At 59.2% G+C, this 22,519-nt stretch carries 22 protein-coding genes and 1 pseudogene; 5 read left to right on the top strand and 18 right to left on the bottom strand.

The genetic code is table 11. The annotated features are described in order from the left end of the window. Nucleotides 1-72 precede the first annotated feature (72 nt). On the bottom strand, nucleotides 73-1,632 hold the full coding sequence (locus QRN31_RS03690; protein WP_285430267.1) for an AmpG family muropeptide MFS transporter: 1,560 nt from the start codon (nucleotides 1,630-1,632) through the stop codon (nucleotides 73-75). A gap of 44 nt (nucleotides 1,633-1,676) precedes the next feature. Next, nucleotides 1,677-2,057 carry an MGMT family protein gene (locus tag QRN31_RS03685; RefSeq protein ID WP_285430265.1) on the bottom strand — a complete coding sequence of 127 codons (381 nt, stop codon included), beginning with the start codon at nucleotides 2,055-2,057 and terminating at the stop codon, nucleotides 1,677-1,679. A gap of 134 nt (nucleotides 2,058-2,191) precedes the next feature. On the opposite strand from QRN31_RS03685, the gene QRN31_RS03680 reads away from it, so the two are divergent. Further along, nucleotides 2,192-3,199, top strand: coding sequence for a DUF481 domain-containing protein (locus QRN31_RS03680; RefSeq protein ID WP_285430263.1), 1,008 nt, complete (start codon nucleotides 2,192-2,194; stop codon nucleotides 3,197-3,199). Nucleotides 3,200-3,309: 110 nt separating this feature from the next. Here the strand turns inward: QRN31_RS03680 and QRN31_RS03675 are convergent, their stop codons facing one another. Further along, complete coding sequence (locus QRN31_RS03675; protein ID WP_002554837.1) at nucleotides 3,310-3,519, bottom strand: cold-shock protein; 210 nt, start codon at nucleotides 3,517-3,519, stop codon at nucleotides 3,310-3,312. A gap of 354 nt (nucleotides 3,520-3,873) precedes the next feature. Here QRN31_RS03675 and dcd point away from each other — a divergent pair, with 354 nt between their 5' ends. Continuing rightward, nucleotides 3,874-4,440, top strand: a complete 567-nt coding sequence (gene dcd / locus QRN31_RS03670) for a dCTP deaminase (protein WP_090187649.1) — start codon at nucleotides 3,874-3,876, stop codon at nucleotides 4,438-4,440. Nucleotides 4,441-4,546: 106 nt separating this feature from the next. Further along, entirely contained in the window at nucleotides 4,547-4,756 is a 210-nt protein-coding gene (locus QRN31_RS03665; RefSeq protein WP_084321795.1) for a hypothetical protein, read from the top strand. Between the two features lie 48 nt (nucleotides 4,757-4,804). Here QRN31_RS03665 and pdeM read toward each other — a convergent pair whose 3' ends face one another. From pdeM to QRN31_RS03610, 11 genes are all read right to left on the bottom strand, one after another. Continuing rightward, nucleotides 4,805-5,461 carry a ligase-associated DNA damage response endonuclease PdeM gene (gene pdeM, locus QRN31_RS03660; RefSeq protein WP_285430259.1) on the bottom strand — a complete coding sequence of 219 codons (657 nt, stop codon included), beginning with the start codon at nucleotides 5,459-5,461 and terminating at the stop codon, nucleotides 4,805-4,807. Continuing rightward, the gene (locus QRN31_RS03655) at nucleotides 5,461-7,947 is read right to left on the bottom strand and encodes a ligase-associated DNA damage response DEXH box helicase (RefSeq protein ID WP_285430257.1); all 2,487 of its coding nucleotides are present in this window, start codon (nucleotides 7,945-7,947) and stop codon (nucleotides 5,461-5,463) included. The genes pdeM and QRN31_RS03655 overlap by 1 nt, the downstream gene beginning before the upstream one ends. 173 nt (nucleotides 7,948-8,120) lie before the next feature. Then, nucleotides 8,121-8,885: an ABC transporter ATP-binding protein gene (locus QRN31_RS03650; protein ID WP_208671578.1), complete on the bottom strand. Its 765-nt coding sequence runs from the start codon at nucleotides 8,883-8,885 to the stop codon at nucleotides 8,121-8,123. Between the two features lie 13 nt (nucleotides 8,886-8,898). Next, nucleotides 8,899-10,017: a succinylglutamate desuccinylase/aspartoacylase family protein gene (locus QRN31_RS03645; protein ID WP_285430255.1), complete on the bottom strand. Its 1,119-nt coding sequence runs from the start codon at nucleotides 10,015-10,017 to the stop codon at nucleotides 8,899-8,901. Between the two features lie 28 nt (nucleotides 10,018-10,045). Continuing rightward, nucleotides 10,046-10,756, bottom strand: coding sequence for an ABC transporter permease (locus QRN31_RS03640; protein ID WP_222590030.1), 711 nt, complete (start codon nucleotides 10,754-10,756; stop codon nucleotides 10,046-10,048). After that, nucleotides 10,753-11,481, bottom strand: a complete 729-nt coding sequence (locus QRN31_RS03635; protein ID WP_033058975.1) for an ABC transporter permease — start codon at nucleotides 11,479-11,481, stop codon at nucleotides 10,753-10,755. The genes QRN31_RS03640 and QRN31_RS03635 overlap by 4 nt, the downstream gene beginning before the upstream one ends. Before the next feature lie 56 nt (nucleotides 11,482-11,537). Continuing rightward, complete coding sequence (locus tag QRN31_RS03630) at nucleotides 11,538-12,320, bottom strand: transporter substrate-binding domain-containing protein (RefSeq protein ID WP_140666252.1); 783 nt, start codon at nucleotides 12,318-12,320, stop codon at nucleotides 11,538-11,540. Nucleotides 12,321-12,630: 310 nt separating this feature from the next. Further along, nucleotides 12,631-14,319: an ATP-dependent DNA ligase gene (locus QRN31_RS03625; protein WP_285430250.1), complete on the bottom strand. Its 1,689-nt coding sequence runs from the start codon at nucleotides 14,317-14,319 to the stop codon at nucleotides 12,631-12,633. After that, nucleotides 14,316-15,350 (bottom strand): ligase-associated DNA damage response exonuclease, encoded by a 1,035-nt coding sequence (locus tag QRN31_RS03620; protein WP_285430248.1) that lies wholly within the window; start codon nucleotides 15,348-15,350, stop codon nucleotides 14,316-14,318. The genes QRN31_RS03625 and QRN31_RS03620 overlap by 4 nt, the downstream gene beginning before the upstream one ends. A gap of 209 nt (nucleotides 15,351-15,559) precedes the next feature. Beyond that, entirely contained in the window at nucleotides 15,560-18,010 is a 2,451-nt protein-coding gene (locus QRN31_RS03615; RefSeq protein WP_285430247.1) for a penicillin acylase family protein, read from the bottom strand. A 242-nt stretch (nucleotides 18,011-18,252) separates the two neighbouring features. Next, nucleotides 18,253-18,897, bottom strand: a complete 645-nt coding sequence (locus QRN31_RS03610; protein WP_285430245.1) for a glutathione binding-like protein — start codon at nucleotides 18,895-18,897, stop codon at nucleotides 18,253-18,255. 146 nt (nucleotides 18,898-19,043) lie between these two features. On the opposite strand from QRN31_RS03610, the gene QRN31_RS03605 reads away from it, so the two are divergent. After that, nucleotides 19,044-19,601, top strand: a complete 558-nt coding sequence (locus QRN31_RS03605; protein ID WP_285430243.1) for a cysteine hydrolase family protein — start codon at nucleotides 19,044-19,046, stop codon at nucleotides 19,599-19,601. A gap of 182 nt (nucleotides 19,602-19,783) precedes the next feature. Here QRN31_RS03605 and QRN31_RS03600 read toward each other — a convergent pair whose 3' ends face one another. The 4 genes and pseudogenes from QRN31_RS03600 to QRN31_RS03585 all read right to left on the bottom strand — a co-directional run bounded on the left by QRN31_RS03600 (nucleotide 19,784) and on the right by QRN31_RS03585 (nucleotide 21,576). Beyond that, a complete protein-coding gene (locus tag QRN31_RS03600) occupies nucleotides 19,784-19,993 on the bottom strand; it encodes an SEC-C metal-binding domain-containing protein (RefSeq protein WP_007906737.1) in 210 nt (69 codons plus the stop codon). After that, on the bottom strand, nucleotides 19,990-20,484 hold the full coding sequence (locus QRN31_RS03595; protein ID WP_285430241.1) for an LEA/WHy family protein: 495 nt from the start codon (nucleotides 20,482-20,484) through the stop codon (nucleotides 19,990-19,992). Before QRN31_RS03595 ends, QRN31_RS03600 begins: the two co-directional genes overlap by 4 nt. A gap of 116 nt (nucleotides 20,485-20,600) precedes the next feature. After that, nucleotides 20,601-21,074, bottom strand: a pseudogene (locus QRN31_RS03590) (YchJ family protein); the annotation flags it as partial. Nucleotides 21,075-21,078: 4 nt separating this feature from the next. Next, complete coding sequence (locus tag QRN31_RS03585) at nucleotides 21,079-21,576, bottom strand: DUF6231 family protein (RefSeq protein ID WP_285430239.1); 498 nt, start codon at nucleotides 21,574-21,576, stop codon at nucleotides 21,079-21,081. Nucleotides 21,577-21,767: 191 nt separating this feature from the next. Between QRN31_RS03585 and QRN31_RS03580 the strand changes: the two genes are divergently transcribed. Next, nucleotides 21,768-22,463, top strand: coding sequence for a PA1041 family peptidoglycan-binding anchor lipoprotein (locus QRN31_RS03580; protein ID WP_285430238.1), 696 nt, complete (start codon nucleotides 21,768-21,770; stop codon nucleotides 22,461-22,463). Nucleotides 22,464-22,519: the final 56 nt, after the last annotated feature.

The following is a 22,519-nucleotide window of genomic DNA, read 5'->3' as shown; positions in this document are numbered from 1 at the left end:
CCGCTGGCGTACAGGCGTGCGGTCGGCGGTGTGGCAGGAGGGCGGGTTTCTCCGCGCCCTCTGCGAAATGTCTTACGATTCTTCGGCGACCTGAGTCGGCACCGGTTCGGGTGTCGGTGTCGGACCTGCGCGGCGGCTCTCCTGGAACCAGTGCAGGGCGATCAGCAGCACCGTCGGCACGCCCAGCAGGGCCGTGATCATGAAGAAATTGTGATAGCCGAATTTCTCCACCATGACGCCTGAGTAACCGCCGATCAGGCGAGGCAGCAGCAACATGATCGAGCTGAGCAAGGCGTATTGGGTTGCGGAGAATTTGAGGTTGGTCAGGCTCGACAGGTAAGCGACGAACGCTGAGGTCGCCAGGCCCGAGCTGAAGTTATCCAGGGAAATGGTGAAGATCAGCATGTTCAGATTCGCGCCCATGTCGGCGAGCATCAGGAACAGCAGGTTGGTCCCGGCCGACGTGATACCGCCGATGAGCAGGATTGGCAAGATACCGAAGCGCACGATCAGCAAGCCGCCCATTCCGGCGCCGAGCAGCGTCATGATCAGGCCAAAGACCTTACTGACGCTGGCTATCTGGTCCTTGGTGAAACCCTGGTCGATGTAGAACACGTTGGCCATCACGCCCATGACCGTATCGGACATCCGATAGGTGGCGATCAGTCCGAGCAACAGGAACGCTTGCCAGCGGTAACGCAAAATGAAGTCGTTGATCGGGGTCAGCACCGGCGCCAGACCGCGCCGGCCCATGGCTGACAGGCACATCATTGTCAGGGTGGTGTAGAGGATTGCCCGCAGGAATGCACGGTCTTCAAGCAACAGGTCGAGCAGGCTGACGCCTTTGAACAGCACGCTGGCAAAGTCGGTGTTGTAGAGCTGGGTGAACATGGCCGGTACCGAGACCAGCAACACGATCAGCACGAACACTGACACCAGTTGATGCACAAAACTGTAGCGCCCGGCCTGGAGTTGGGTGCGCAGAGGCACGGGTGGCTCGCGCATGAACAGGCTGGTCAGCAAGGCCGGAACCATCAGGGCACCAAACAGCACGTAAGTGCCGGTCCAGGCCGAGTGCTTGTAGTTGAAGCCGGTGGAGCCGAAGCCTTCAGCGAAGAACAGTGCGCCGGCCGTGGCCAGCAAGGCGGCAATCCGGTAGCCAGACATATAGCTGGCAGCGAGTGCGGCCTGGCGAGTGTCGTCGGCGATTTCCAGACGGTAGGCGTCTACCGCGATGTCTTGTGTCGCCGAAGCGAAGGCGACGACCACGGCGATAGCGATCAGCCAAGACAGGTGTTTTTGCGGGTCGCAGAAACCCATCCCGATCAGGCCGAGGATGACCAGCGTCTGGGACAGTACCAGCCAGGAGCGTCGTCGACCGAGTTTGCCGAGAAATGGCAGGCGCCATTGGTCCAGCAGCGGAGACCACACCCATTTGAAGGCATAGGCCAAGCCGATCAGGCTTGCATAGCCAATGGTTTCGCGGGCCACACCGGCCTCACGCAGCCAGACGGAAAGCGTCGAAAACACCAGCATGTAGGGCATGCCGGCGGCGAAACCAAGCAACAACAACACAAGCGTCGAGGGGCTGGCATAGGCGGCGAGCGCGGCGCGCCAGGTTTTACGGGGCATGGGTTGGAGTCTGCCTCAAGAGTTACGGAAACAAAGCGCGCACTCTAACCGCTGTGCTCTACCGGACGCCAGCCATGGCGCAGAATATCAACACGATTATTCAGGACACTGATGCCTTCAGAGCGCAATCGCGCCCGCTGTTCGTCCCCTGAAGGACTGCCAACGGGCAAGCTGATCCGACCGCCGGCACCGAGCACCCGGTGCCAGGGCAACTTCGTGTCGCCGGGCAATTGGCTCAGTGTGCGTCCAACCCATCGGGCGGCTCGACCCAATCCAGCCAGCTCGGCCAATTGACCATAGCTCACCACTTTGCCCTCTGGTACCTGTGCAAGGGTCAGGTAGAGCGCCGTGCGTCGGATTTGCGCCGCGCTTTCGGTTTCAGTGGTTGAGTCGGTCACGTCCGCGGTTCCTGAAAAAGTTCGCATTACCGACCGTAGAGTAAGTCCTGGATCGCCTGTTGAGAATGAACTCAGGGGAATTAGTTGGGTCAGTCGTTGTTGGGGCCTTATTCCTATGGATAATGCCGACTTTTTTCGCAATCTTGAGCCTATCTCTGCTTATGGTGTCCAGAACTCTGTTGTGCCTTGCTGTCTTGAGTGCCTCCACGCCCTTGCTCGCCGATACCGTCTGGTTGAAAAACGGTGACAAGTTGAGCGGCAAAATCTCACTGTTCGACGGCGGCAAATTACTGATCCAGACGGAGTACGCCGGCGCGGTACCGATCGACTGGAAACAGGTCAAAACCCTGGAAAGTGATCAGGAGTTGCTGGTTAAGCAAGATGCTTACACCGGCCAGAAAGCCAAGTCGTTGCATCCTGCGGAGGACGGCAAGGTGACGTTGGAGAATGGCGAGGCGCCGAAGACAGTCGAGCTGGCCAGCATCCACCAGATCCTCAAGCCCAAGCCCGTGATCGAAGACCTGGTGTGGAAAGGTAATATCGACGCGGCGCTGGATTACCAGCGTGCGGAAAAAAACACCGATGACTATGACATCAACTTCAAGACCACCGCGCGCCATGGCAAATGGCGCCACATCGCGGAAGGCGAGTACAACCGCGAATTCCAGGATGATGTGGTCACCACCGACAACTGGCGCGCCGAATACTCACTCGACCGCTTCCTGACCGAGAAATGGTTCTGGGAAGGTCGAGCGGTCTATAAGCGTGACCAGGTCGAAGACCTCTCTCGTCAGCGCACGGTCGGTACCGGTCCGGGTTACCAATTCTGGGATGACGAGTTGGGCGCGTTCTCCCTGGGTTCGCTGCTTAACCGCACGGACTATGAATTCTCCGACGGCAGCAAGGAGAACTTCTATTCCTTGGCAATGAAGTGGGACTACAACCGCTACCTGATTGGCAAGAAGGTGGAGTTCTTCACCAATGGCGAAGTGAGTAAGCCGTTGTCGGGCGTCGCCGATTACGCGCTCGATGCCGAAATGGGCTTGCGCTACAAAGTCACCGAGTGGGCATCGCTCAACCTCAAGGCTGAGCGAGACATCATCAGCGGCACCAGCGAGGCTGACCTGGACAAGACGCGCTACACCGCAGGGTTTGGCGTGGCCTGGTAAGACATAAAAAAATCGCAGCCACTGGCTGCGATTTTTTTTGCCTGCAAAACAGTCAGGCACAAAAAAGCCCCGCTTTTGAGGGCGGGGCTTTTTACTAAAGCAAGTACAAGTTAGATAACTTGAACTTCTTCAGCTTGCATGCCTTTCTGACCGCGGGTAGCGATGAAAGAAACCTGTTGGCCTTCTTTCAGGCTTTTGAAGCCGTCGGATTGGATAGCTTTGAAGTGAACGAACAGGTCGTCACCGGATTGTGGAGTGATGAAGCCGAAGCCTTTTTCATCGTTGAACCACTTAACGGTACCGGTTTGGCGATTAGACATGGTGTAACTCCTTGAACAAAGATAACTGCGACTCAGGAAGAACCCTGGCCGAGACTGAGTGCAAAGAGCAGGAAAAATTCTTGTAGATGGTTGGATCGAAATTCAACATATCGTGTAGAGATTCTCAGTGACACAAGCAGCACAGTGGCGCCACCTTAACCCTTTTTCCGGGACGTGCCAATGCTTCTTGCGAAGGTTTCTATGTTTTCGTGACTGACGGTGCAGCGTATTGCGGCCAAAGCCCAATATTCACGGGGGATCGGCGAGAATTGCGCCCTGGACTTTGAACCCGGAGCGCGCGCCCGGTAAGATGCCGGACAGAATTTTTCCACCTCGCTATTCAGGACACCCGCCATGAGCATCAAATCGGACAAGTGGATTCGCCGCATGGCGCAAGAGCACGGCATGATCGAGCCCTTCGTTGAGCGCCAGATGCGCGGCGAAGGCGCCGAGCGCGTCATTTCCTACGGTGTTTCGAGCTATGGCTACGACGTTCGCTGCGCCGATGAATTCAAGGTATTCACCAACATCAACTCGGCGACCGTCGATCCGAAGAACTTCGACGAGAAGAGCTTCGTCGACGTTAAAAGCGATGTTTGCATCATTCCGCCGAACTCCTTCGCCCTGGCACGCACCGTGGAATTTTTCCGCATTCCGCGCAACGTGCTGACCATCTGCCTGGGTAAAAGCACCTACGCGCGTTGCGGCATTATCGTCAACGTGACGCCGCTTGAGCCCGAGTGGGAAGGCCATGTCACCCTGGAGTTCTCCAACACCACCACCTTGCCGGCGAAAATCTACGCCAACGAAGGCGTGGCGCAGATGTTGTTCTTCGAATCCGACGAAGAATGCGAAGTCTCCTACAAGGACCGTGGCGGCAAGTATCAGGGCCAGCTCGGCGTCACCCTCCCGCGCACTTGAGTCATTCATCTGAGAGGTAGCGGGAATTCTTGAGCGGGTAGACACTCTATTGGGTGTACTGCCCGGTTCGCGCACAGCGAACGGGGCCTTCGCTCAGGAGTGCTATATGAAGATCGATCCGCGAATAAGTGCCGAACTGGCAAGGCTTGAGCCCAATCAGGTTGGCGTTTTGGCCTGGTCCTTGTTGGCACATCCACCCATCAGCATGGCAGGGGGCATCCCCGGTCAGCCTGATCCCGATACCCCCAATGAACAACCGACTGAACCCGGTGAGCCCACTTTGCCGGATGAGCCACCTCCCGCGCCTGTTGTCTGACCTGCTGCTGAAAAATGAATGGCCAGTCAGCTGATGTCCTTGAAGACGTCAGCTGACTGGCCATATTTCGTTGTCACCAATGACAAAAATCCTGCAGCGCTCGTCCTGCTCGACCTGATACCCGCCGGTAAACGCGCCAAAGGCCGGTAACAGGCTTATGTCCACGCCCAGCTTGAAGCAGGCCAGCCGCAAGGTCTGCCGACCTCTGCCATTGAGTCGATACACCGGATGAACGTGTCCGGCGAGCACGTGCCGATCAGGGTGTGGCTCAGGTTCGTGCTGCAAGGCGAACGGCCCCATCAGCAACGGCTCGGGCACAACCCGGATGTTTAACGAGGCCGGTGGGTCCCCCGCACGTTTGTCATGGTTTCCGCGAATCAGCGTCATCGGTAAATCAGGGTGGCGCATTCGCCATTCGGCCAGGGCGCTCAGGGTGGCCGTTGCGTGAGAGCCGGGCCCGTGTAGGAAATCCCCGAGGAAAATCAGCTGACGGCAGGGCAGGCCTGTCAGCAACCCGTCCAGCACCGCGATATTGCTCGCGGTGGTGCCGTGAGGCACTGGCTGGCCAAGACTGCGATAGGCCGCCGCCTTGCCGAAATGCACATCGGCGATCAGCAGCGCTTGCTGGGCTGGCCAGTAGATGGCTTTTTCGGGCAGCAGCCACAGTTCCTCTCCGGCCAGTCGCACGGGATAGGGCGTGTTCATCAGCGTTTTCCGGCTTCGGCGGTTTTCTCAAGGTCGCTGACCATGCGGCGGATGCGATCGGCGAGTTTTTCCGAGCTCATGCTCTCCCGCATGCGCTCGACCAGCAGCGGAAACCCGAGCGGTGTAGGACGTTTTATCGGGTGCAGCTCCACTGTCAGGCGGTTGATGCGTTCCAGCGTCTGCTCCAGGCGATGAATATCCAGTTCTTCGCGCAAGACTTCTTCCCCGGCCTGCGCCAGCAGCAAATTGCCGGCGTCGTACTGCTTGAATACTTCGAAGAACAACCCGCTCGACGCTTGAACCTGGCGCGTGCTTTTCGGCGCACCGGGGTAGCCGGCGAAGACCAGCCCGGCGATCCGTGCGATTTCCCGAAACCGGCGACGCGCAAGCTCACCGGCATTCAAACTGGCAAGCACGTCTTGCAACAGATTGCCGGGGCTCAGTAATTCGGCGTTCAGCACCTGTGACCAATCCATGTGAGTGGCACTGAGCAACTCCAGCCCATAGTCGTTTACCGCAATGGAAAACGTCACTGGTTGTTGTTGGCTGGCGCGCCAGGCCAGCAGGCTCGCGAGGCCCAAATGCACTTGGCGACCGGCAAAGGGGTAAAGAAACAAGTGCCAGCCTTCGCGGGATTTCAGGGCTTCTGCCAGCAACTTCGTCGAGGTTGGCAGGCCAGACCATCGTTGTTGCACCTCGAGCAAAGGCTGCAACGCCTGCATTTCCGGACCGACGAAATCCCCGTGCGCGGCGGCACTGAAGCGCTCGACCACCGCCTGTGCCAGCTCGTTGGAAAGGGGCATCCGGCCGCCATTCCAGCGCGGCACCGCCGCTTTTTTCACGGTGCTGCGTTTGACATAAGCGGTCATGTTTTCCACCCGGACCAATTCCAACAGACGCCCCGCAAACAGAAAACCGTCCCCCGGTTTGAGTCGTGCGATAAACCCTTCCTCGACACTGCCCAATTGTTTACCTCCGCCACCCTTGCTCCAGAACTTCAGCTGGATGCTTGCGTCGCTGACGATGGTGCCGATGCTCATGCGATGGCGCCGCGCCAGTCGCGCATCCGGCACGCGCCACACCCCGTGTTCATCCGGTTCGACCCTTCGGTAATCCGGGTAAGCCGTCAGAGAAAGTCCGCCATGGCGTACGAAAGCAAGCGCCCAGGTCCAGTCCGCCTCGGTGAGATCGCGGTATGCCCAGGCGCCGCGGACTTCTTCATACAACTCATCCGGTAAAAAACCACCGCCCAGCGCCATGCTGACCAGATGCTGGACCAACACATCCAGTGGTTTATGCGGTGACTCACGAGGTTCGATGCGTTGCGCCGCCACGGCGTCTTGCGCAGCGGCCGCTTCGATCAATTCCAGGCTGTGAGTGGGCACGAGGGTCACCCGTGAAACCCGTCCCGGCGCGTGACCTGAGCGACCTGCGCGTTGCATCAGCCGCGCCACGCCCTTGGCCGAGCCGATTTGCAGCACCCGTTCGACCGGCAAGAAGTCCACGCCCAAATCCAGGCTGGAAGTGCAAACCACCGCTTTGAGCTGACCTTCCTTCAATGCCCGCTCGACCCAGTCGCGGGTTTCTCGCGACAGTGAGCTGTGATGCAAAGCGATTAACCCGGCCCAATCGGGGCGTGCCTCCAGCAAGGCTTGATACCAGATCTCCGATTGGGCACGGGTGTTGGTGAAGACCAGGCTGCTGGGGCTGGAATCCAGTTCCGCGACGACTTGCGGCAACATTTTCAAACCGATATGCCCGGCCCAGGGAAACCGTTCGATGGTGGGGGGTAACAAGGTGTCGATGAGCAATGCCTTGGCGTTCTGGCCCTGTACGCTGATGCCGCCACCTTGTGGGATCAAAACCTGTTCCGCGTGGGTCTGATTACCCAGCGTCGCGGAAACGCCCCACACGATCAGCTCCGGGGTCCACCGCCGCAGGCGCGCCAGGGCCAGTTGCAATTGCACGCCGCGTTTGTTGCCTAGCAATTCATGCCATTCGTCGACCACCACCATGCGCAGGGTCGCCAGCGCCGTGCGCGCATCGGCACGGGCCAGCATCAGGGTCAGGCTTTCGGGAGTGGTGATCAGGGTGGTGGGCAGACGTCGACTCTGACGGGCGCGCTCGCTGCTGCTGGTGTCGCCGGTACGCAGGCCGACGCTCCACGGTATGTGCAAATCAAGCAGCGGCGCTTCCAGCGCTCGGGCTGTGTCGGCGGCCAGAGCGCGCATGGGCGTGATCCACAACACGGTCAGCGGTTGGGCGAGCGGTTTTCGTTTGCGTGGTGTTTCAACAGGCGCGACAGATGCCGCGAAGCGATTGAGCGCGGCAAACCAGAGCGCGTAGGTTTTACCAGCGCCAGTGCTGGCGTGCAGTAACCCGGACTCACCGCGTTTAACCGCCGTCCACACCTGTTTCTGAAAGGCGAATGGCTTCCAGCCGCGGGCGGTGAACCATTGTTTTGCGAAGTCGGGGGAGGTTCCCATGCCGGCGGTGTGCGCTCTGAACGTGTTCTTTCAGTGACCGCGCCGGAATGTAACAAGTTTAATTGCTTTGTTTTTTGTGGGAGTGAGCCTGCTCGCGATTGCGCAGTGTCAGTCAGTAAAGTGTTTCCTGATTACACCACCATCGCGAGCAGGCTCGCGCCTACAGGCCCTGCCTACTTCAGGTTGCCGCTCAGGAACTGCTTCAACCGTTCGCTCTTCGGATTGCCCAGCACGTCTTCCGGCGCGCCTTCCTCTTCCACCAGTCCCTGGTGCAAGAACAGCACCTGGCTCGAGACCTTGCGGGCGAAGCTCATTTCGTGGGTCACCATGATCATGGTCCGGCCTTCCTCAGCCAGGCCCTGGATTACTCGGAGCACTTCTCCGACCAGTTCCGGGTCGAGCGCCGACGTCGGCTCGTCGAACAGCATGACTTCCGGCTCCATCGCCAACGCGCGGGCAATAGCGACCCGTTGTTGCTGGCCGCCGGAAAGGAATGCCGGGTACTGATCCGCCACACGAGCGGCCAGGCCGACCTTGTCGAGGTAGCGACGAGCGCGGTCTTCGGCTTCCTCTTTGCTGCAACCCAACACCCGGCGCGGCGCCATGGTGATGTTTTCCAGCACGGTCATGTGGCTCCACAGGTTGAAATGCTGGAACACCATGGCCAGGCGCGTGCGGATCTTTTGCAGCTCATTGGCGTCGGCCACGTGCATGCCGTGGCGATCCTTGATCATGCGGATATTCTGGCCGTCCAGGGTCATCGCACCGTCGTTGGGTTGCTCCAGAAAGTTGATGCAACGCAGGAAGGTACTTTTGCCCGAACCGCTGGCGCCGATCAGGCTGATGACGTCGCCCGTGTTGGCCTTGAGTGAAACGCCTTTGAGCACATGATGATCGCCATAGCTTTTATGCAGGCCTTCAATGGTCAGTTTGTACATGGGGCATGCATCCTCAAGGCGAAAGTAGGTAGCCGCTGCGATAGGCTTCGGCGCCCGCGACGTGCGCGATCACCATGCCGGCAGTGGCCATGCGTCGCAGCGAACGGGCGTACATCAGCCCGGCGGCGGTGCAATGAACGGGAGTGACGAGATCGCTGATCGGGTCAATGATTTCGGCGATCTTCTGCCCGGCTTCGAGGTATTCCCCCGGTAGCGCGGTGAACACCAGCAGCCCGCCGACCGGCGTAGCCACCGGTTCGACGCCGGCCAGCGGCGTGGCGGGGTAGGGCAGTGCAGGCAGTGACGCCGGTTCGCCGGCAATGGCCCCGAAGTGAATCAGGTAGTCGATCAGCGCCTGGCAATCGAGACTGGCCAGCGGGTGATTGACGTCACCCTGGCCGCGCAATTCGACGGTGACCGAGAAGCTGCCCAGCGGAATGTCGAATTGCTCGCCGAAGCGTTCTTTCAACTGCCACCAAAGCAGGGTGAAGCATTCATCGAACGACTGACCGCCGGAGTCGGTGGCTAGAAGGCTCGCTTCGGCACCGATGTAACGGGCCAACGGCTCGACCTGTGGCCAGGCTTCGGGCGTGGTGTAGAGGTGCGCCACGGCTTCGAAATCGCAATGCAGGTCCAGCACCATGTCCGCGTCGCAGGCCAGCCGTTGCAGGGTCAGGCGCTGGGATTGCAGTTGTGTGCCGGCAGTCTGCGTTGCCAGCGCATTACGCAGGCTGCTGCGGATCAGTTCGAGGTTGTGCTGCGGATCATCGCCAAGCTTGCCTTCGATCTCGTTACCGACGGCCTCGCTCAAATCGACGAACCAGCGGTTGAAGTTCTGCCCGCTTTCGAGCTCGTAGCGGCCCAGCGGCACGTCCATCAACACTTGTTCCAGGCCGACCGGGTTGGCCACTGGCACCAGCACAATCTCGCTGCGCAGGTGGCCGGCGGCTTCCAGTTCCGCCAGGCGCTGCTTGAGGTGCCAGGCCACCAGCATGCCGGGCAATTCATCGGCATGCAGGGACGACTGGATGTAAATCTTGCCTTTGGCCGACGAGGGACCGAAGTGGAAGCTGTGAATCTGTCGAGCGGTCCCCGGCAGCGGGGACAACAGGTTATGAATCTGGTGGCGCATGTTTGTCTCTTTATCCCTAAAGCGGGTCCTAGTGGGTAGGCCCGAGGAAGGCCAGCCAGCGGCGTTCGGCGAGGCGGAACAGGCCGACGAGCGCGAAGGTCACGGTCAGGTAGATCAGCGCGGCGATGCCGAACGACTGGAAGGTCAGGAAGGTCGCCGAGTTGGCGTCCCGCGCGACTTTCAGGATGTCCGGGATGGTCGCCGTGAACGCCACGGTGGTCGAGTGCAGCATCAGAATCACTTCGTTGCTGTAATACGGCAACGAACGACGCAGGGCTGACGGCATGATCACGTAGGCATACAGCTTCCAGCCTGTCAGGCCATAAGCCTTGGCCGCTTCGACTTCACCGTGGTTCATGCTGCGGATCGCCCCGGCGAAAATCTCCGTGGTGTAGGCGCAAGTGTTCAAGGCGAATGCCAGGATCGTGCAGTTCATCGCATCGCGAAAGAATGCATCGAGCACCGGTTGGGCGCGCACGGCGGCCAGACTGTAGATCCCGGTGTAGCAGATCAGCAGCTGGATATACAACGGCGTGCCACGGAACAGGTAGGTGTAGAACTGCACCGGCCAGCGGATGTAGAAATGCGGCGAGACCCGGGCGATGGACAGCGGGATCGACACCAGGAAACCAATGAAAATCGAGGCGCTGAGCAGCCAAAGGGTCATGGCCAGGCCGGTGATGTTCTGGCCGTCGGTATAAAGGAAGGGCTTCCAGTATTCCTGCAAGAGTTCGATCATCGTACGGCCTCCCGGGAACCAGCGGCGTAACGGCGTTCGAGCCAGCGCAGGACGAAGTTGGAAGCGCTGGTAATCAGCAGGTAAATCACCGCGGCCAGCACCAGGAAATAGAACAGTTGATAGGTGCTTTTGCCGGCGTCCTGAGCGGCTTTGACCAGGTCGGCGAGGCCGATGATCGACACCAGCGCAGTGGCCTTGAGCATCACCATCCAGTTATTGCCGATCCCCGGCAGGGCAAAACGCATCATTTGCGGGAACACCACGATCCAGAAACGCTGGCCACGCTTGAGGCCATACGCGGTGGCGGCTTCGACCTGACCACGCGGGACTGCGAGTATCGCGCCACGGAAGGTCTCGGTGAAGTACGCGCCATAGATGAAGCCCAGGGTGATGACCCCGGCGCTGAATGGGTTGATCTCGATGTATTCCCATTCCATGAAGTCGGTAAACGACGTCAGCCAAGTTTGCAGGCTGTAGAAAATCAACAGCATCAGCACTAGGTCCGGCACGCCGCGAATCAGCGTGGTGTAGACCTGCGCCGGCACGCGCACCAGTTTGACTTTGGACAGCTTGGCGCTGGCGCCCAGCAAGCCGAGCAAGACGGCCACCAAGAGCGACAACGCCGATAATTTGATGGTCATCCAGGTGCCTTCCATCAGCAACGGACCGAAGCCCTTGAGGCTGAAGGCTGAGAGCCCCAGATTTTGTAATAGGTTTTCGAACATAAATCAGCAACCTGATCGGATAAAAAAAGCGCCCATCGCGAGATGGGCGCCGGGCATTATTTGCCGCTGTACAGATTCAGATCGCCAAAGTGTTTCTTTTGAATCTCGGCGTATTTGCCATCATCGTGTAACGCTTTGATACCTTTATCCAAAAGCGCTTTCAGCTCGGTGTTACCTTTCTTAATACCGACAGCTGTTTTGGCCGGCAGCAAAGCGTTGTCGACTGGCTTGGTGACATCGTAATCGGCGCCCTGCGGCGACTTCAGAAAGCCCAGTTCAGCTTGCAGCATGTCCTGAATCCCTGCGTCGAGACGACCGGAAGTCAAGTCGGCATAGACCTGATCCTGGTTGGCGTAGGCCTGGGTTTTAACGCCGGCCTTGTCCAGAACGGCTTTGGCATAGGCTTCCTGGATGGTGCCTTGTTCGTAGCCGACGGTCTTGCCCTTGAGCGAAGCGACGTCTGCGGTGACGCCAGAACCTTTCTTGAACACGTAGGCGGTTGGGCCGGAGAACAGCTCGCTGGAGAAGTCGATGACTTTTTCGCGGGCTTCGGTGACGGTCATCGAAGAGATCACGCCGTCGAATTTATTGGCCTTGAGGCCCGGAATCATGCCGTCGAAATCGCTTTCGACCCATTTGCACTTGACCTTCAGCTCGGCGCAGATTGCGTTCCCCAGATCAATGTCAAAGCCCACCAGGCTACCGTCAGCCGCTTTGGACTCGAACGGAGCATAAGAAGGGTCAACGCCAAAACGCAGTTCTTTGTATTCCTTTGCCATGGCGGAACCAGCAGCCATGCACAATGCCAGTGCAGAAAGGGTCAGCAATGCTTTTTTCATTATTCAATCCCTAAGAACCAATATGAGCGCTTGTGGCGCAGAATTATTGTTACTGGAAAGCGTAAGACCAAGTGAAAGTAGCAATTTCCGAACCAGAGTCCCGAACAAGCGTTTTAAAAGGTGATTCAAGAAATGGCAACAGGAGATTTATGCACGAAATCGGGCGCGGGGAAATAGCCGCACCAAGTTAGTTCGGATTGGCACAAAAAACTGTGGGAGTGAGCCTGCTCGCGATAGCGGAATGTCAGATGAATTTATACCAACTGATACACCTTAATCGCGATCAAGCTCGCTCCCACAGGGATTGCGGTCAGCCTAATAAATCCTGCAAGGTAGCGAGGTTGTCGGCCTCTTCGACGGACTTGTCCTGGCGCCAGCGAAGCATCCTTGGAAACCGCACGGCGATTCCGCTCTTGTGGCGTTTGGACAGGGCAATGCCCTCGAACCCCAGCTCAAACACCAGGCTCGGCCTGACGCTGCTGACCGGCCCGAATTTCTCTACCGTGGTTTTGCGCACAATGCTGTCGACCTGGCGCATTTCCTCGTCAGTCAGCCCTGAATAGGCTTTGGCGAATGGCACCAGCGTTCGTTCGCGGGCATCGGGCGGGCCGTCCCAGACTGCGAAGGTGTAATCACTGTAGAGACTGGCCCGGCGGCCATGGCCGCGTTGCGCGTAAATCAGCACCGCATCGACACTGAACGGGTCGACTTTCCACTTCCACCAAGTGCCCATGTCCTTGGTCCGGCCGACGCCATACAGCGCATCCCGGGCCTTGAGCATCATGCCTTCGACGCCGCGGCGGCGCGAAGACTCGCGTTGTCGGGCGAGGTCGAACCAGTTTTCACCGGTGAGTACCGGCGAGGCGAGCAATACCGGGTTGTTGCAGGTGGCGATGACTTGCTCCAGCTGAGTACGGCGTTTGTCCTGCGGCTGATTGCGCCAATCATCGCCGGCCCATTCCAGCAGGTCGTAGGCGAGGATGACCACCGGCACTTCTTCGAGGATTTTCCTGTCGAGGGTTTTGCGACCAATGCGCTGTTGCAGCAGGGCGAAAGGTTGCACCGCTGGCGAGGCGTTTGATTGCGGATTGAAGGCATCCTGTGTGCCGGATTGCGCGGGTTTCCAGGCAACGATTTCACCGTCGATGACCGTGCCGTCCGGCAGGCCATGCACCAGGCTGTCGAGTTCGGGAAAACGCTCCGTGACCAGCTCTTCGCCACGGGACCAGATCCACAGGCGCCCCTCGCGCTTGACCACTTGGGCGCGAATCCCGTCCCACTTCCATTCCACCTGCCAGTTGCTGGCGGGGCCCAGCAGGTCTTCGAATTGCTCGACCGGTTGCGACAAGGCATGCGCCAGGAAGAACGGGTACGGCTGGCCACCCCGCTGGGCATGTTCATCGCTGGATTCGGCCGCGATCAGCTTCAGGTAACTGGCGGCAGTCGGACGATTGGACAGATCGGTGTAACCGACCAGCCGCTGGGCCACGCGTTTACTGTCGAGCCCGGCCATGGATGCCAAGGCGCGAGTGACCAGCAGCTTGGACACGCCGACGCGAAAACTACCGGTGATGAGTTTGATGCAGAGCATCAGGCTATGGCGGTCCAGCTGCGCCCACAGCGCAGGCAAGCGCTGAGCAAGAACCTGCGGCGACTCGCCACGCAGGGGCAGGAGTTTGTCTTCGATCCATGCCGCCAACCCGTCGGTGGAGCTGTGCGAGGCTTCAGGCAGGATCAGCGAAATGGTTTCTGCCAGGTCGCCAACCGCTTGGTAACTTTCTTCGAACAGCCAGGGCTTCAGGCCGGAAAACTCCACCGCCAGCTCTCGCAGCACCCGCACGGGCACCAATTGCCGAGGCCGTCCGCCGGACAGGAAATACACCGCCCATGCCGCATCTTGTGGCGCTGCCTGAGCGAAGTAGGATTGCATGGCGGACAGTTTGGCGTTGCTTGAAGTGGTCGCGTCAAGTTCCGCGTACAGCTCGGCGAAGGCTTTCATGGCTGCACCTCGGCGGTGTCGGGCTCAGTGAACGCAGCGTCTTCCTCATCGTCGCCGTACTCGGTGCTGAAGCTTTGAGCATCTAGTCCCTGTTCGCGCAGATGGCGCACCAGTACGCCGACCGAGCCGTGGGTGACCATCACCCGTTCAGCTCCGGTCTGTTCGATGGCCCAGAGCAGGCCGGGCCAGTCGGCGTGGTCGGAGAGCACGAAGCCACGGTCCACACCGCGCCGCCGACGCGTGCCGCGCAAACGCATCCAGCCGCTGGCGAAGCCGTCGCTGTAGTCGCCAAAACGCCGCATCCAGGTGCTGGCACCCGCCGATGGCGGGGCAATGACCAGCGCCTTGCGCATGATCGGGTCGCTTTTTTGGACGTCGCCGGCATAGATCGTGTGCGGTATATAAACGCCGCTTTCGCGGTAAACCCGGTTCAGCGGTTCGACCGCGCCGTGTACCAGAATGGGGCCGAGGCTGGCGTCGATGCCGTGCAAGATTCGCTGGGCCTTGCCGAATGAGTAGCACAACAGCACGCTGGTTCTGTTGGCGGCCGCATTGGCTTGCCACCACTGATTGATCTCGGAAAAAACCTGCGCTTGAGGCTGCCAGCGGTAAATCGGCAGGCCGAACGTCGATTCGGTGATGAATGTGTGGCAACGCACCGGTTCGAACGGCGCACAGGTGCCATCCGGTTCGATCTTGTAATCCCCGGACGCGACCCAGACTTCACCGCCGTATTCCAGGCGCACTTGTGCGGAACCGAGCACATGGCCAGCGGGGTGAAAACTCAAGGTGACGCCGTGATGCAGTAACCGCTGGCCATAGGGCAGGGTTTGCAGGTTGATGTCCTGTCCCAGTCGCGCACGCAATATCCCTTCGCCGGGTGTGGCCGCCAGGTAATGCTGATTGCCACCTCGGGCGTGGTCGCCGTGGGCGTGGGTGATGACGGCACGCTCGACCGGCCGCCACGGGTCGATATAGAAATCGCCGGCGGGGCAGTACAAACCTTCGGGACGCGCGATAACAAGATCCATGTTGTTACCAAAATGGAGGGACTTGTTAGCTATGAGGTTTGCGCGAAGCCAGAAGTTCTATCGAATTTTCATGGGCGATGAAATGATCGTTCCCACGCTCTGCGTGGGAATGCCTCAAGGGACGCTCTGCGTCCAGTGACGCGGAGCGTCACGGGCTGCATTCCCACGCAGAGCGTGGGAACGATCAATCTTGCCTTTTGCCTTTTGCCTTACTTGCCGGGTGTCAGGGTCAACCGTGTGCTGCCGTAAACCTTGTCGAAGTTCTGCGGCTGCATCGGCAGGCTCATGTATTGCCCCTTGAGCCAAGGATCAACACTGTTCAGGTAGTTCGGGCTCGCCGGGTTGCCGGATTGCCCCGTACCGTTCTGCCCCATCAACGGTTCAGCCTGGGCGAAATCGACGATAAAGCGCATTGAAGGCGCCAGCGTCGTATTGAAATCCTGGCCCCAAGTGAACGCCGATGTGTTCAGCGTGGTGTGATCGCCACCCGCTGCGAGAGGACCGCGTACGGTCTGGCCGCTGGCATTCTTCCATTCATAGCGGTGCAATTTGCCCCATTGCCAGGCTTTGTGATCGCCACCCAGTTGACTGTCACCGGCGCTGATCGCCGCTGCCAGACTGCGGGCGAGGATGGTCGGTTTGTCTTCTTTTTGCGGCGTGCTCACGTCATCCCAGAACGGGCTGTCTTCACGCCCCAACAGGTGATCGGCCTGTGCCGCGTAGGACAACTTGCCGTTGGCTATAAAGGCTTTCCACGCCGGACTGGTTTGCGGGCCCAGTTCGTCGAGGAAGATCTGCTTGGCGCTTTCCTGCAGGAACAGTTCGTAAATCGCTGCGTCGGCGGAGGTCGGGCTGAGTTTGCCGTCGAACGCCATCAAGCGCGCGTAGGCCTCGTGCGCCTTGGCGCGATCGGCAACCGGCAGTGCTTCAATGGCCTGTTTGAGCGGCTGGGCCATGCCCGGGGCTTCAAACATCTTTTTCAGTTTGGCGGCGAAGGTAGTGGTCTGGTCGTATTGCATCGCGATCATGCTACGCGTGTCGTGTTTGCCCACGCCGGCCAGTTCGGCCATGCGCTCACCGCGCTCCGGTGCCGACCATGAATTGGACAGCTGCATGCCATAGCCATGGGGGATGACCCGCTGGTTGGCGGTGCCGAGCCAGCCTTGGGCCGGGTCTTGGTCATATGGGTGCAGCATCGGGTCGGCGTAACCGTCCCAGTCGTAACGACCTTCCCAGCCCGGCGATGGCAACAGGCCTTCGCCTTCGCGACGATTCGGGTAACGACCGGTGACCTGCCAGCCGATGTTGCTGGCGTCGGCGAATACCAGGTTCAGGGCGATGGCGCGGATTTCACGACTGGCGTCCGAGGCTTTCTCGACCGTTTGGGCGCGGGACAGGTCGAAAAACGCGTCCAGGGTCTTGTCGTCAGTGAAGCTTGGCGTCTGCAAGGCCAGGCCCAGACCATTGGCCAGCGTCGTGCCTTGGGCGCTATTGAGCAACGGCCCGTGGCGGGTTTCATACACCGCTTCACGAATCGGCCGCTGGCCTTTGACGAAGTAGGTTTCGTTTCGCACGACCACTGGCTGCCATTTGCCGTTGACCTCATAGGTGAGGCCATTGCCCTGACGTTTGATTTTTTCCAGGAACAGGTCCTGGTTGTCGCCCATGACCGCCGTCATGCTCCATGCCACTTTGCCGTTGAAACCGCCGAGAACCATTGGCAAACCGGCAACAGTCACGCCGGAAGCCTGGTATTTGGGGGCACGAATCTGCACGTAGCTGAACAATGATGGCACGCCCAGCGGGCCATCAATGTCGCTGGCCAGCAGGCTTTTGCCACTGCGGCTGCGTTGCGGACCGATGGCCCAGTTGTTCGATGAGGTGGCGCCCAGCAGGTTCAGGTCAGACAGTTGGCCAGTGGCTTTACTGATCTCGGTCAGCCCTGGAATGGCGCCATTGAGTTTGATGCCTTGAAGTTTTTCGGCCTCGGCGACCGGCAGTTTTTCATCGGGCGCCGATGGCGTCAGCCACGGGAGCTTGTCGGTGGTGACCGTCTGGGCCAGCACCAGCGAGGCAATTTCTTCTGGCAGGTTGGCGGACTGGCTGAAATTCAGCAGGCAGAAAATCAGCGCCGAGTCTTCCGGTTTCCAGTACTCAGGCTTGTAGCCCGTGGCAGCGAGGTCGGCTGGCAGCTTGTCGCGGTAGCGGAACAGGTAGGCGTTGACACCACGAGCATAGACTTCAAAGAAGCGTTTCAGGCGCGGAGAAGACGCCTTGTACAACTCACCGGCGCTTTTCTTCAGATTGACGGCGCGCATGTAGCGGTCGGCATCGAGCAGGTCGGCACCGGACATTTCTGCCAGACGGCCTTCGGCCAGCAGGCGCAAGGTGACCATCTGCGTGATGCGGTCGCTGGCGTGGACGTAACCGAGGCTGAACAGCGCGTCGTGAAAGCTGTTGCTTTCGATCAGCGGCATGCCCATGGCATTGCGGCGCACCGAGACGTTCTGCGCCAGGCCCTTGAGCGGTTGCACGCCAGTGGTTGGCGGGAGGGTGTCCTGAGTGTTCCAGGTCTGACAACCGGTCAGGCTCAAAACACTGGCTACTGCTGCGGCAACGCCGAACCGGGGAATGAAATGTGTAAGGGCTGGCGAGGCCATGGCAAAGCTCCTGCGGGGGTAGAGGCGCAATAAAGCCGCTACGTTAGTGAGCAGGAGGGGACCGCGCAAGCGGGGTGTCGGGTTATTTCAGGATTTGTCTGTTCATGATCGTTCCCACGCTCTGCGTGGGAATGCCTCAATGGACGCTCCGCGTTCGGCTTGTGATGGGACGCGGAGCTTCCCGGGCTGCATTCTCACGCAGAGCGTGGGAACGATCTTCAAAGCGAGGGAACGATCCTGGCTCAGGGTTTTGGCGGGTTGACCTTGGCCGCCAGCGCATACGCCTTCACCGTCGCCGGACGATTCTGGATGTGGTTGAACCAGCGCAACACATTCGGGAAATCTTCCAGATTCTGGCTCTGCCACTTGTGGGAAACAATCCAGGGGTAGATCGCCATGTCGGCAATGCTGTATTCGCTGCCGGCGACAAACTCATTGCTTGCCAATTGCTTGTCCAGAACTCCATACAGGCGAGCGGTTTCATCGATGTAGCGCTTGATCGCGTAGGGGATTTTCTCCGGCGCGAACTGGCTGAAATGATGGTTTTGCCCGGCCATCGGCCCCAGGCCGCCCATTTGCCAGAACAACCACTGCAGCGCTTGCTGGCGGCCACGCAGGTCTTTGGGCAGGAACTGACCGGTTTTCTCTGCCAGGTAGAGCAAAATCGCTCCCGATTCAAACACCGACAACGGCTCTCCGCCATCGACTGGCTCATGGTCGACGATGGCCGGGATCCGGTTATTCGGGGAGATTTTAAGAAAGTGCGGCTGGAACTGTTCATTCTGGCTGATGTTGATCGGGTGCACGTTGTACGGCAGGCCGGCTTCTTCCAGGAAAATCGAGATTTTGTGGCCGTTGGGGGTAGTCCAGTAATACAGGTCGATCATGCAGTACTCCAAATCAAGAGACGTCATTAAGGTCGGACAGCGACCGCGGGCATCAGGTCGTCCTGTTTGCGTTCGAGGGCTTGCCTGTAAGAGGAGGTGATGCTCAAGTGCGTGAAATTCAATGACCTTGTGTGAGAAAAGTCGGCATGGAGCTCAAGACCAACGCAGCGTTAATCATCATCGACCAGCAAAAAGGCATCCTGCACCCCAGATTGGGTCGTCGAAATAATCCTCAGGCTGAGGAACGAATTCTGGATTTGCTTGCATATTGGCGGCGCACCGGGCGCCCGGTGATTCATGTGCAGCACCTGTCCCGTTCACCGGATTCCGTGTTCTGGCCTGAGCAATCGGGCGTGGAGTTTCAGGAGCGGTTCGCCCCACAGACTGGCGAGCAACTGATTCAGAAGCAGGTGCCGGATGCGTTTTGTGCCACCGGGCTTGCAGCGAGTTTGCGCGAGGCGGGGATCGATCAGTTGGTGATGGTCGGAGTTGCGACCAACAACTCGGTCGAATCCACGGCGCGAACGGCCGGTAACCTGGGGTTTGACGCTTGGGTGGCGGAGGATGCGTGCTTCACGTTCGACAAGGCGGATTATTTTGGCCAGCTGCGTTCAGCCGAGGACGTGCATGCGATGTCGCTGGGGAATTTGCACGGGGAGTATGCGACGGTTGTCAGCAGCACGCAGATTTTGATGGCTGACTGAAAACCTCTGGGAGCGAGGCGGGTGGCGAATGCGGTGTAACTGGCGCCTTGATAGTGAGTCTGCCGACGTCATCGCGAGCAAGGTCGCTCCCACAGGGATCTTCGTCGTTCACAGAACCAGTGTGGGAGCGGGCTTGCCCGCGATAGCGATTCAACAGGCGAAAAAGATTTTCGCCCCAAGCATTACGCGCCGTGGCACTTCTTGAATTTCTTGCCGTTGCCGCAAGGGCAAGGGTCGTTGCGGCCGACGTCTTTCAGGGCGTTGCGCACTGGCTCCTGGTGAGCGTGGCCGCAGTTCGGGCCGTGGACATGGCCATGGTCGTGATCATGGTGGTCGTGATGGTCATGATCGTGGTTGCAGTCAGGGCCATGGACATGGGGTTGCTGGGTCATCGGGTTTTCTCCGGAATTAAATCGGCGGGGATTATCACGCCATTGCGCGCCAGGTGCACGTAGTGCGCGATGAATAAGCCGGTTTCCAGTTCACCTTCCAGACGATAGGGGATGGGTTGATCGGGTTTTTTCAGCATTTTCACCAGATCCCGGACCTTGGGCCACAGGTTGGTGCGGATCGGCACTTTGAAATAAGCGCTGTGTTTGGGCCCGACCGTGAACCAGTGTTCGTGTTCGCCTTCGGTCAGTAGCATGTCGCCCAAGTGAATGCGGTACTCAAGGCTACGCACAGTCAGGTCGCTGTCGTTGGGATTGTCGACGCGAAAGTGCAGGATGAATTTCTGCTCCATCAGCTTGGCTCGCACAACTTCGACCTGAACCAGATGCACTTGCGGGTCCGGCTCATCGTTGCCGAACCACGACGCGCAGCCGCTGAGTCCTGACAACAGAAACAAGGTGAACAGATAGCGTGCGAGTCGCTGGGTGATCATGGCGGTATTTCTCCCTTGAACCCCAGTCTAGACGTAAAAGATCACTACCTTTCACCGCTGCTGAATGGGGGCGGCGCAGCTCTGTCGATCTGCTGCGATCCTTTGAGCTCACCTCTCGCGCCGAAATACCCTGCGCAACACTTCTTGAATTTCTGCCCGCTGGCGCACGGACAGGCATCATTACGCCCGGTCTTGAGTGGCACGGTGGGGTCGATGAAGTACCAATGGCCGGCGTTCTGCACGAACGAAGAGCGCTCGCGATGGCTGTGTTCGCCGGTGCCGTCATGCCAGCGCGCGGTGAAAGTAACGAACGCATGTTCCGGCTGGCCGCCGAATACCTCGGAGCTTTCCACCTCAAGTCCCAGCCAGGTGCTTTGCGCGCTCCAGTCACTGATGGATTTGCGATCCAGGCCTGCTTGCTGCGCGGGCAGGGTGGTCGCCACCAGATAGTCGATCAGCCCCAGCACATAGGCGCTGTAGCGCGAGCGCATCAAGGCTTCGGCACACGGCGCCGGATGCCCGGCATGGTAATGGCCGCAGCAGGCATCGAGCAGGGTGCCGCTGCCGCAAGGGCAAATGGATGTACTCATTGCGTTACCACCAGTATTTCCCGAAGTTTTCCGGATTGGCCCAGAACCTTGAATTGAGCCAGTCGGGCACCTGTTTGTAGTCAAGCAGATCGTAAGTAAACAGCGTCAACACTTGATCGTCGCGCTGGAAGCGTTCGCTGGCTTGCAGGGCCAGGGAAAAAAAGTCGGTCTCCTGCCAGCCACTGGCCGGCAAATCCGCCAGCACTGCAATGCGGCTGGCGTTGAGGTTACGGATCCCGCCCAACAAGTTCAGACCATCACGCTTGGGCAAGTGTTCGAGGCAATCGACCACCAGCGCCAGATCAAACCGTCGTGCCGCCAAGTCGGTCGGCAACGGTCCGGGCGTGGCGTGCGCGACGCAACTGTCCGGGTGCGCCAGTTTGAAGGCTTCCAGGGCGGGGAATTCGCTGGCACCAATCAACAACAGACGCTCAGGGGCGTAACGATCAAGCAAAGCGGCCAACGCCTGCTGGGGCGTGCGCGAAGAAATACCTGCAATCATCGAAGATCCTCAATCAGAGTCGCCAAGACTAGCCTGCCCAAACGTCCGGGCCTAGAGCGGGTTTGCTCTAAAAGCTTTCATCTGACGTGAACGCGGGGAGAAAAGAGCAATGGCCTATTGCTGGCGGAGATTAAAACTCCGGTCTTTACTCCCTGAATCGGTTCTAAGCCGATCCCTCAGGAGAAAACTAGATGAGCATAGTTCGGACAGCATTACCCTTGGTTCTGCTAACCAGTGTGTTAACTGGTTGCGCAGGTTTGCAGAAAACCGACTGGCCGACCTGTGCGGCGGTCGGGGGTGTCGTGGGTGCTGGTCTCGGCGCGACCGAGAGCTCGGCATGGGCAGGGTATGGTGCACTGCTGGTCGGTGGCACGGCAGCAGCCTATTGCTGGGTTCACGGTGATGGCGACGAAGACGGCGATGGTGTGCCGGATAGCCGCGACAAGTGCCCGGGCACTCCTCGTGGCGTGAAGGTCGATGCCAACGGCTGCCCTCCACCGGCGCCTGCACCTGTGGTCGAAGAGGCGGTGGTGGTCAAGGAAGAAGTCATTGTCATCCGCGATGTTCACTTCCAGTTCGACAAAGCCACGCTCACGCCTTCCGATAAACAAGTCCTCGACAAAATCGCCACCCGCCTGAAACAAGAGGCGCCTACCGCCAGATTGACCGTGACCGGCCATACCGACAGCGTGGGCAGCGATGCCTACAACCAAAAACTGTCGGATAAGCGTGCTCACTCGGTGGTTGAATACCTCATCCAGCAAGGCGTGCCACGTAGCAGCTTCGTATCGGTAACCGGTGCCGGTGAAAGCCAGCCGGTGGCCGATAACAAAACGGCTGACGGCCGCGCCATGAACCGTCGCACGGAAATCAAAATCGACCGCTAGGCCCCTTCCTCTCCGCGGCTTGTGCAGTCGCGGATGCGGGTCTTTACTCCTGTGTA

The organism is Pseudomonas sp. fls2-241-R2A-110 (genome assembly GCF_030209165.1).
In the GTDB taxonomy this organism is placed as follows: domain Bacteria; phylum Pseudomonadota; class Gammaproteobacteria; order Pseudomonadales; family Pseudomonadaceae; genus Aquipseudomonas.
The sequence above is the reverse complement of the archived record's forward strand: the minus strand, read 5'-3'. Positions and strand labels throughout refer to the sequence as shown.

Excerpts from the sequence above, each read along its gene's own strand:
- QRN31_RS03690 (WP_285430267.1), bottom strand. The coding sequence starts at position 1,632 with ATGCCCCGTAAAACCTGGCGCGCCGCGCTCGCCGCCTATGCCAGCCCC.
- QRN31_RS03630 (WP_140666252.1), bottom strand. The coding sequence starts at position 12,320 with ATGAAAAAAGCATTGCTGACCCTTTCTGCACTGGCATTGTGCATGGCT.
- QRN31_RS03595 (WP_285430241.1), bottom strand. The coding sequence starts at position 20,484 with ATGATCACCCAGCGACTCGCACGCTATCTGTTCACCTTGTTTCTGTTG.
- dcd (WP_090187649.1), top strand. The coding sequence starts at position 3,874 with ATGAGCATCAAATCGGACAAGTGGATTCGCCGCATGGCGCAAGAGCAC.
- QRN31_RS03645 (WP_285430255.1), bottom strand. The coding sequence starts at position 10,017 with ATGCGCCACCAGATTCATAACCTGTTGTCCCCGCTGCCGGGGACCGCT.
- QRN31_RS03685 (WP_285430265.1), bottom strand. The coding sequence starts at position 2,057 with ATGCGAACTTTTTCAGGAACCGCGGACGTGACCGACTCAACCACTGAA.
- QRN31_RS03650 (WP_208671578.1), bottom strand. The coding sequence starts at position 8,885 with ATGTACAAACTGACCATTGAAGGCCTGCATAAAAGCTATGGCGATCAT.
- pdeM (WP_285430259.1), bottom strand. The coding sequence starts at position 5,461 with ATGAACACGCCCTATCCCGTGCGACTGGCCGGAGAGGAACTGTGGCTG.
- QRN31_RS03605 (WP_285430243.1), top strand. The coding sequence starts at position 19,044 with ATGGAGCTCAAGACCAACGCAGCGTTAATCATCATCGACCAGCAAAAA.
- QRN31_RS03680 (WP_285430263.1), top strand. The coding sequence starts at position 2,192 with ATGGTGTCCAGAACTCTGTTGTGCCTTGCTGTCTTGAGTGCCTCCACG.
- QRN31_RS03600 (WP_007906737.1), bottom strand. The coding sequence starts at position 19,993 with ATGACCCAGCAACCCCATGTCCATGGCCCTGACTGCAACCACGATCAT.
- QRN31_RS03620 (WP_285430248.1), bottom strand. The coding sequence starts at position 15,350 with ATGGATCTTGTTATCGCGCGTCCCGAAGGTTTGTACTGCCCCGCCGGC.
- QRN31_RS03625 (WP_285430250.1), bottom strand. The coding sequence starts at position 14,319 with ATGAAAGCCTTCGCCGAGCTGTACGCGGAACTTGACGCGACCACTTCA.
- QRN31_RS03615 (WP_285430247.1), bottom strand. The coding sequence starts at position 18,010 with ATGGCCTCGCCAGCCCTTACACATTTCATTCCCCGGTTCGGCGTTGCC.
- QRN31_RS03675 (WP_002554837.1), bottom strand. The coding sequence starts at position 3,519 with ATGTCTAATCGCCAAACCGGTACCGTTAAGTGGTTCAACGATGAAAAA.
- QRN31_RS03640 (WP_222590030.1), bottom strand. The coding sequence starts at position 10,756 with ATGATCGAACTCTTGCAGGAATACTGGAAGCCCTTCCTTTATACCGAC.
- QRN31_RS03610 (WP_285430245.1), bottom strand. The coding sequence starts at position 18,897 with ATGATCGACCTGTATTACTGGACTACCCCCAACGGCCACAAAATCTCG.
- QRN31_RS03580 (WP_285430238.1), top strand. The coding sequence starts at position 21,768 with ATGAGCATAGTTCGGACAGCATTACCCTTGGTTCTGCTAACCAGTGTG.
- QRN31_RS03635 (WP_033058975.1), bottom strand. The coding sequence starts at position 11,481 with ATGTTCGAAAACCTATTACAAAATCTGGGGCTCTCAGCCTTCAGCCTC.
- QRN31_RS03585 (WP_285430239.1), bottom strand. The coding sequence starts at position 21,576 with ATGATTGCAGGTATTTCTTCGCGCACGCCCCAGCAGGCGTTGGCCGCT.
- QRN31_RS03655 (WP_285430257.1), bottom strand. The coding sequence starts at position 7,947 with ATGGGAACCTCCCCCGACTTCGCAAAACAATGGTTCACCGCCCGCGGC.
- QRN31_RS03665 (WP_084321795.1), top strand. The coding sequence starts at position 4,547 with ATGAAGATCGATCCGCGAATAAGTGCCGAACTGGCAAGGCTTGAGCCC.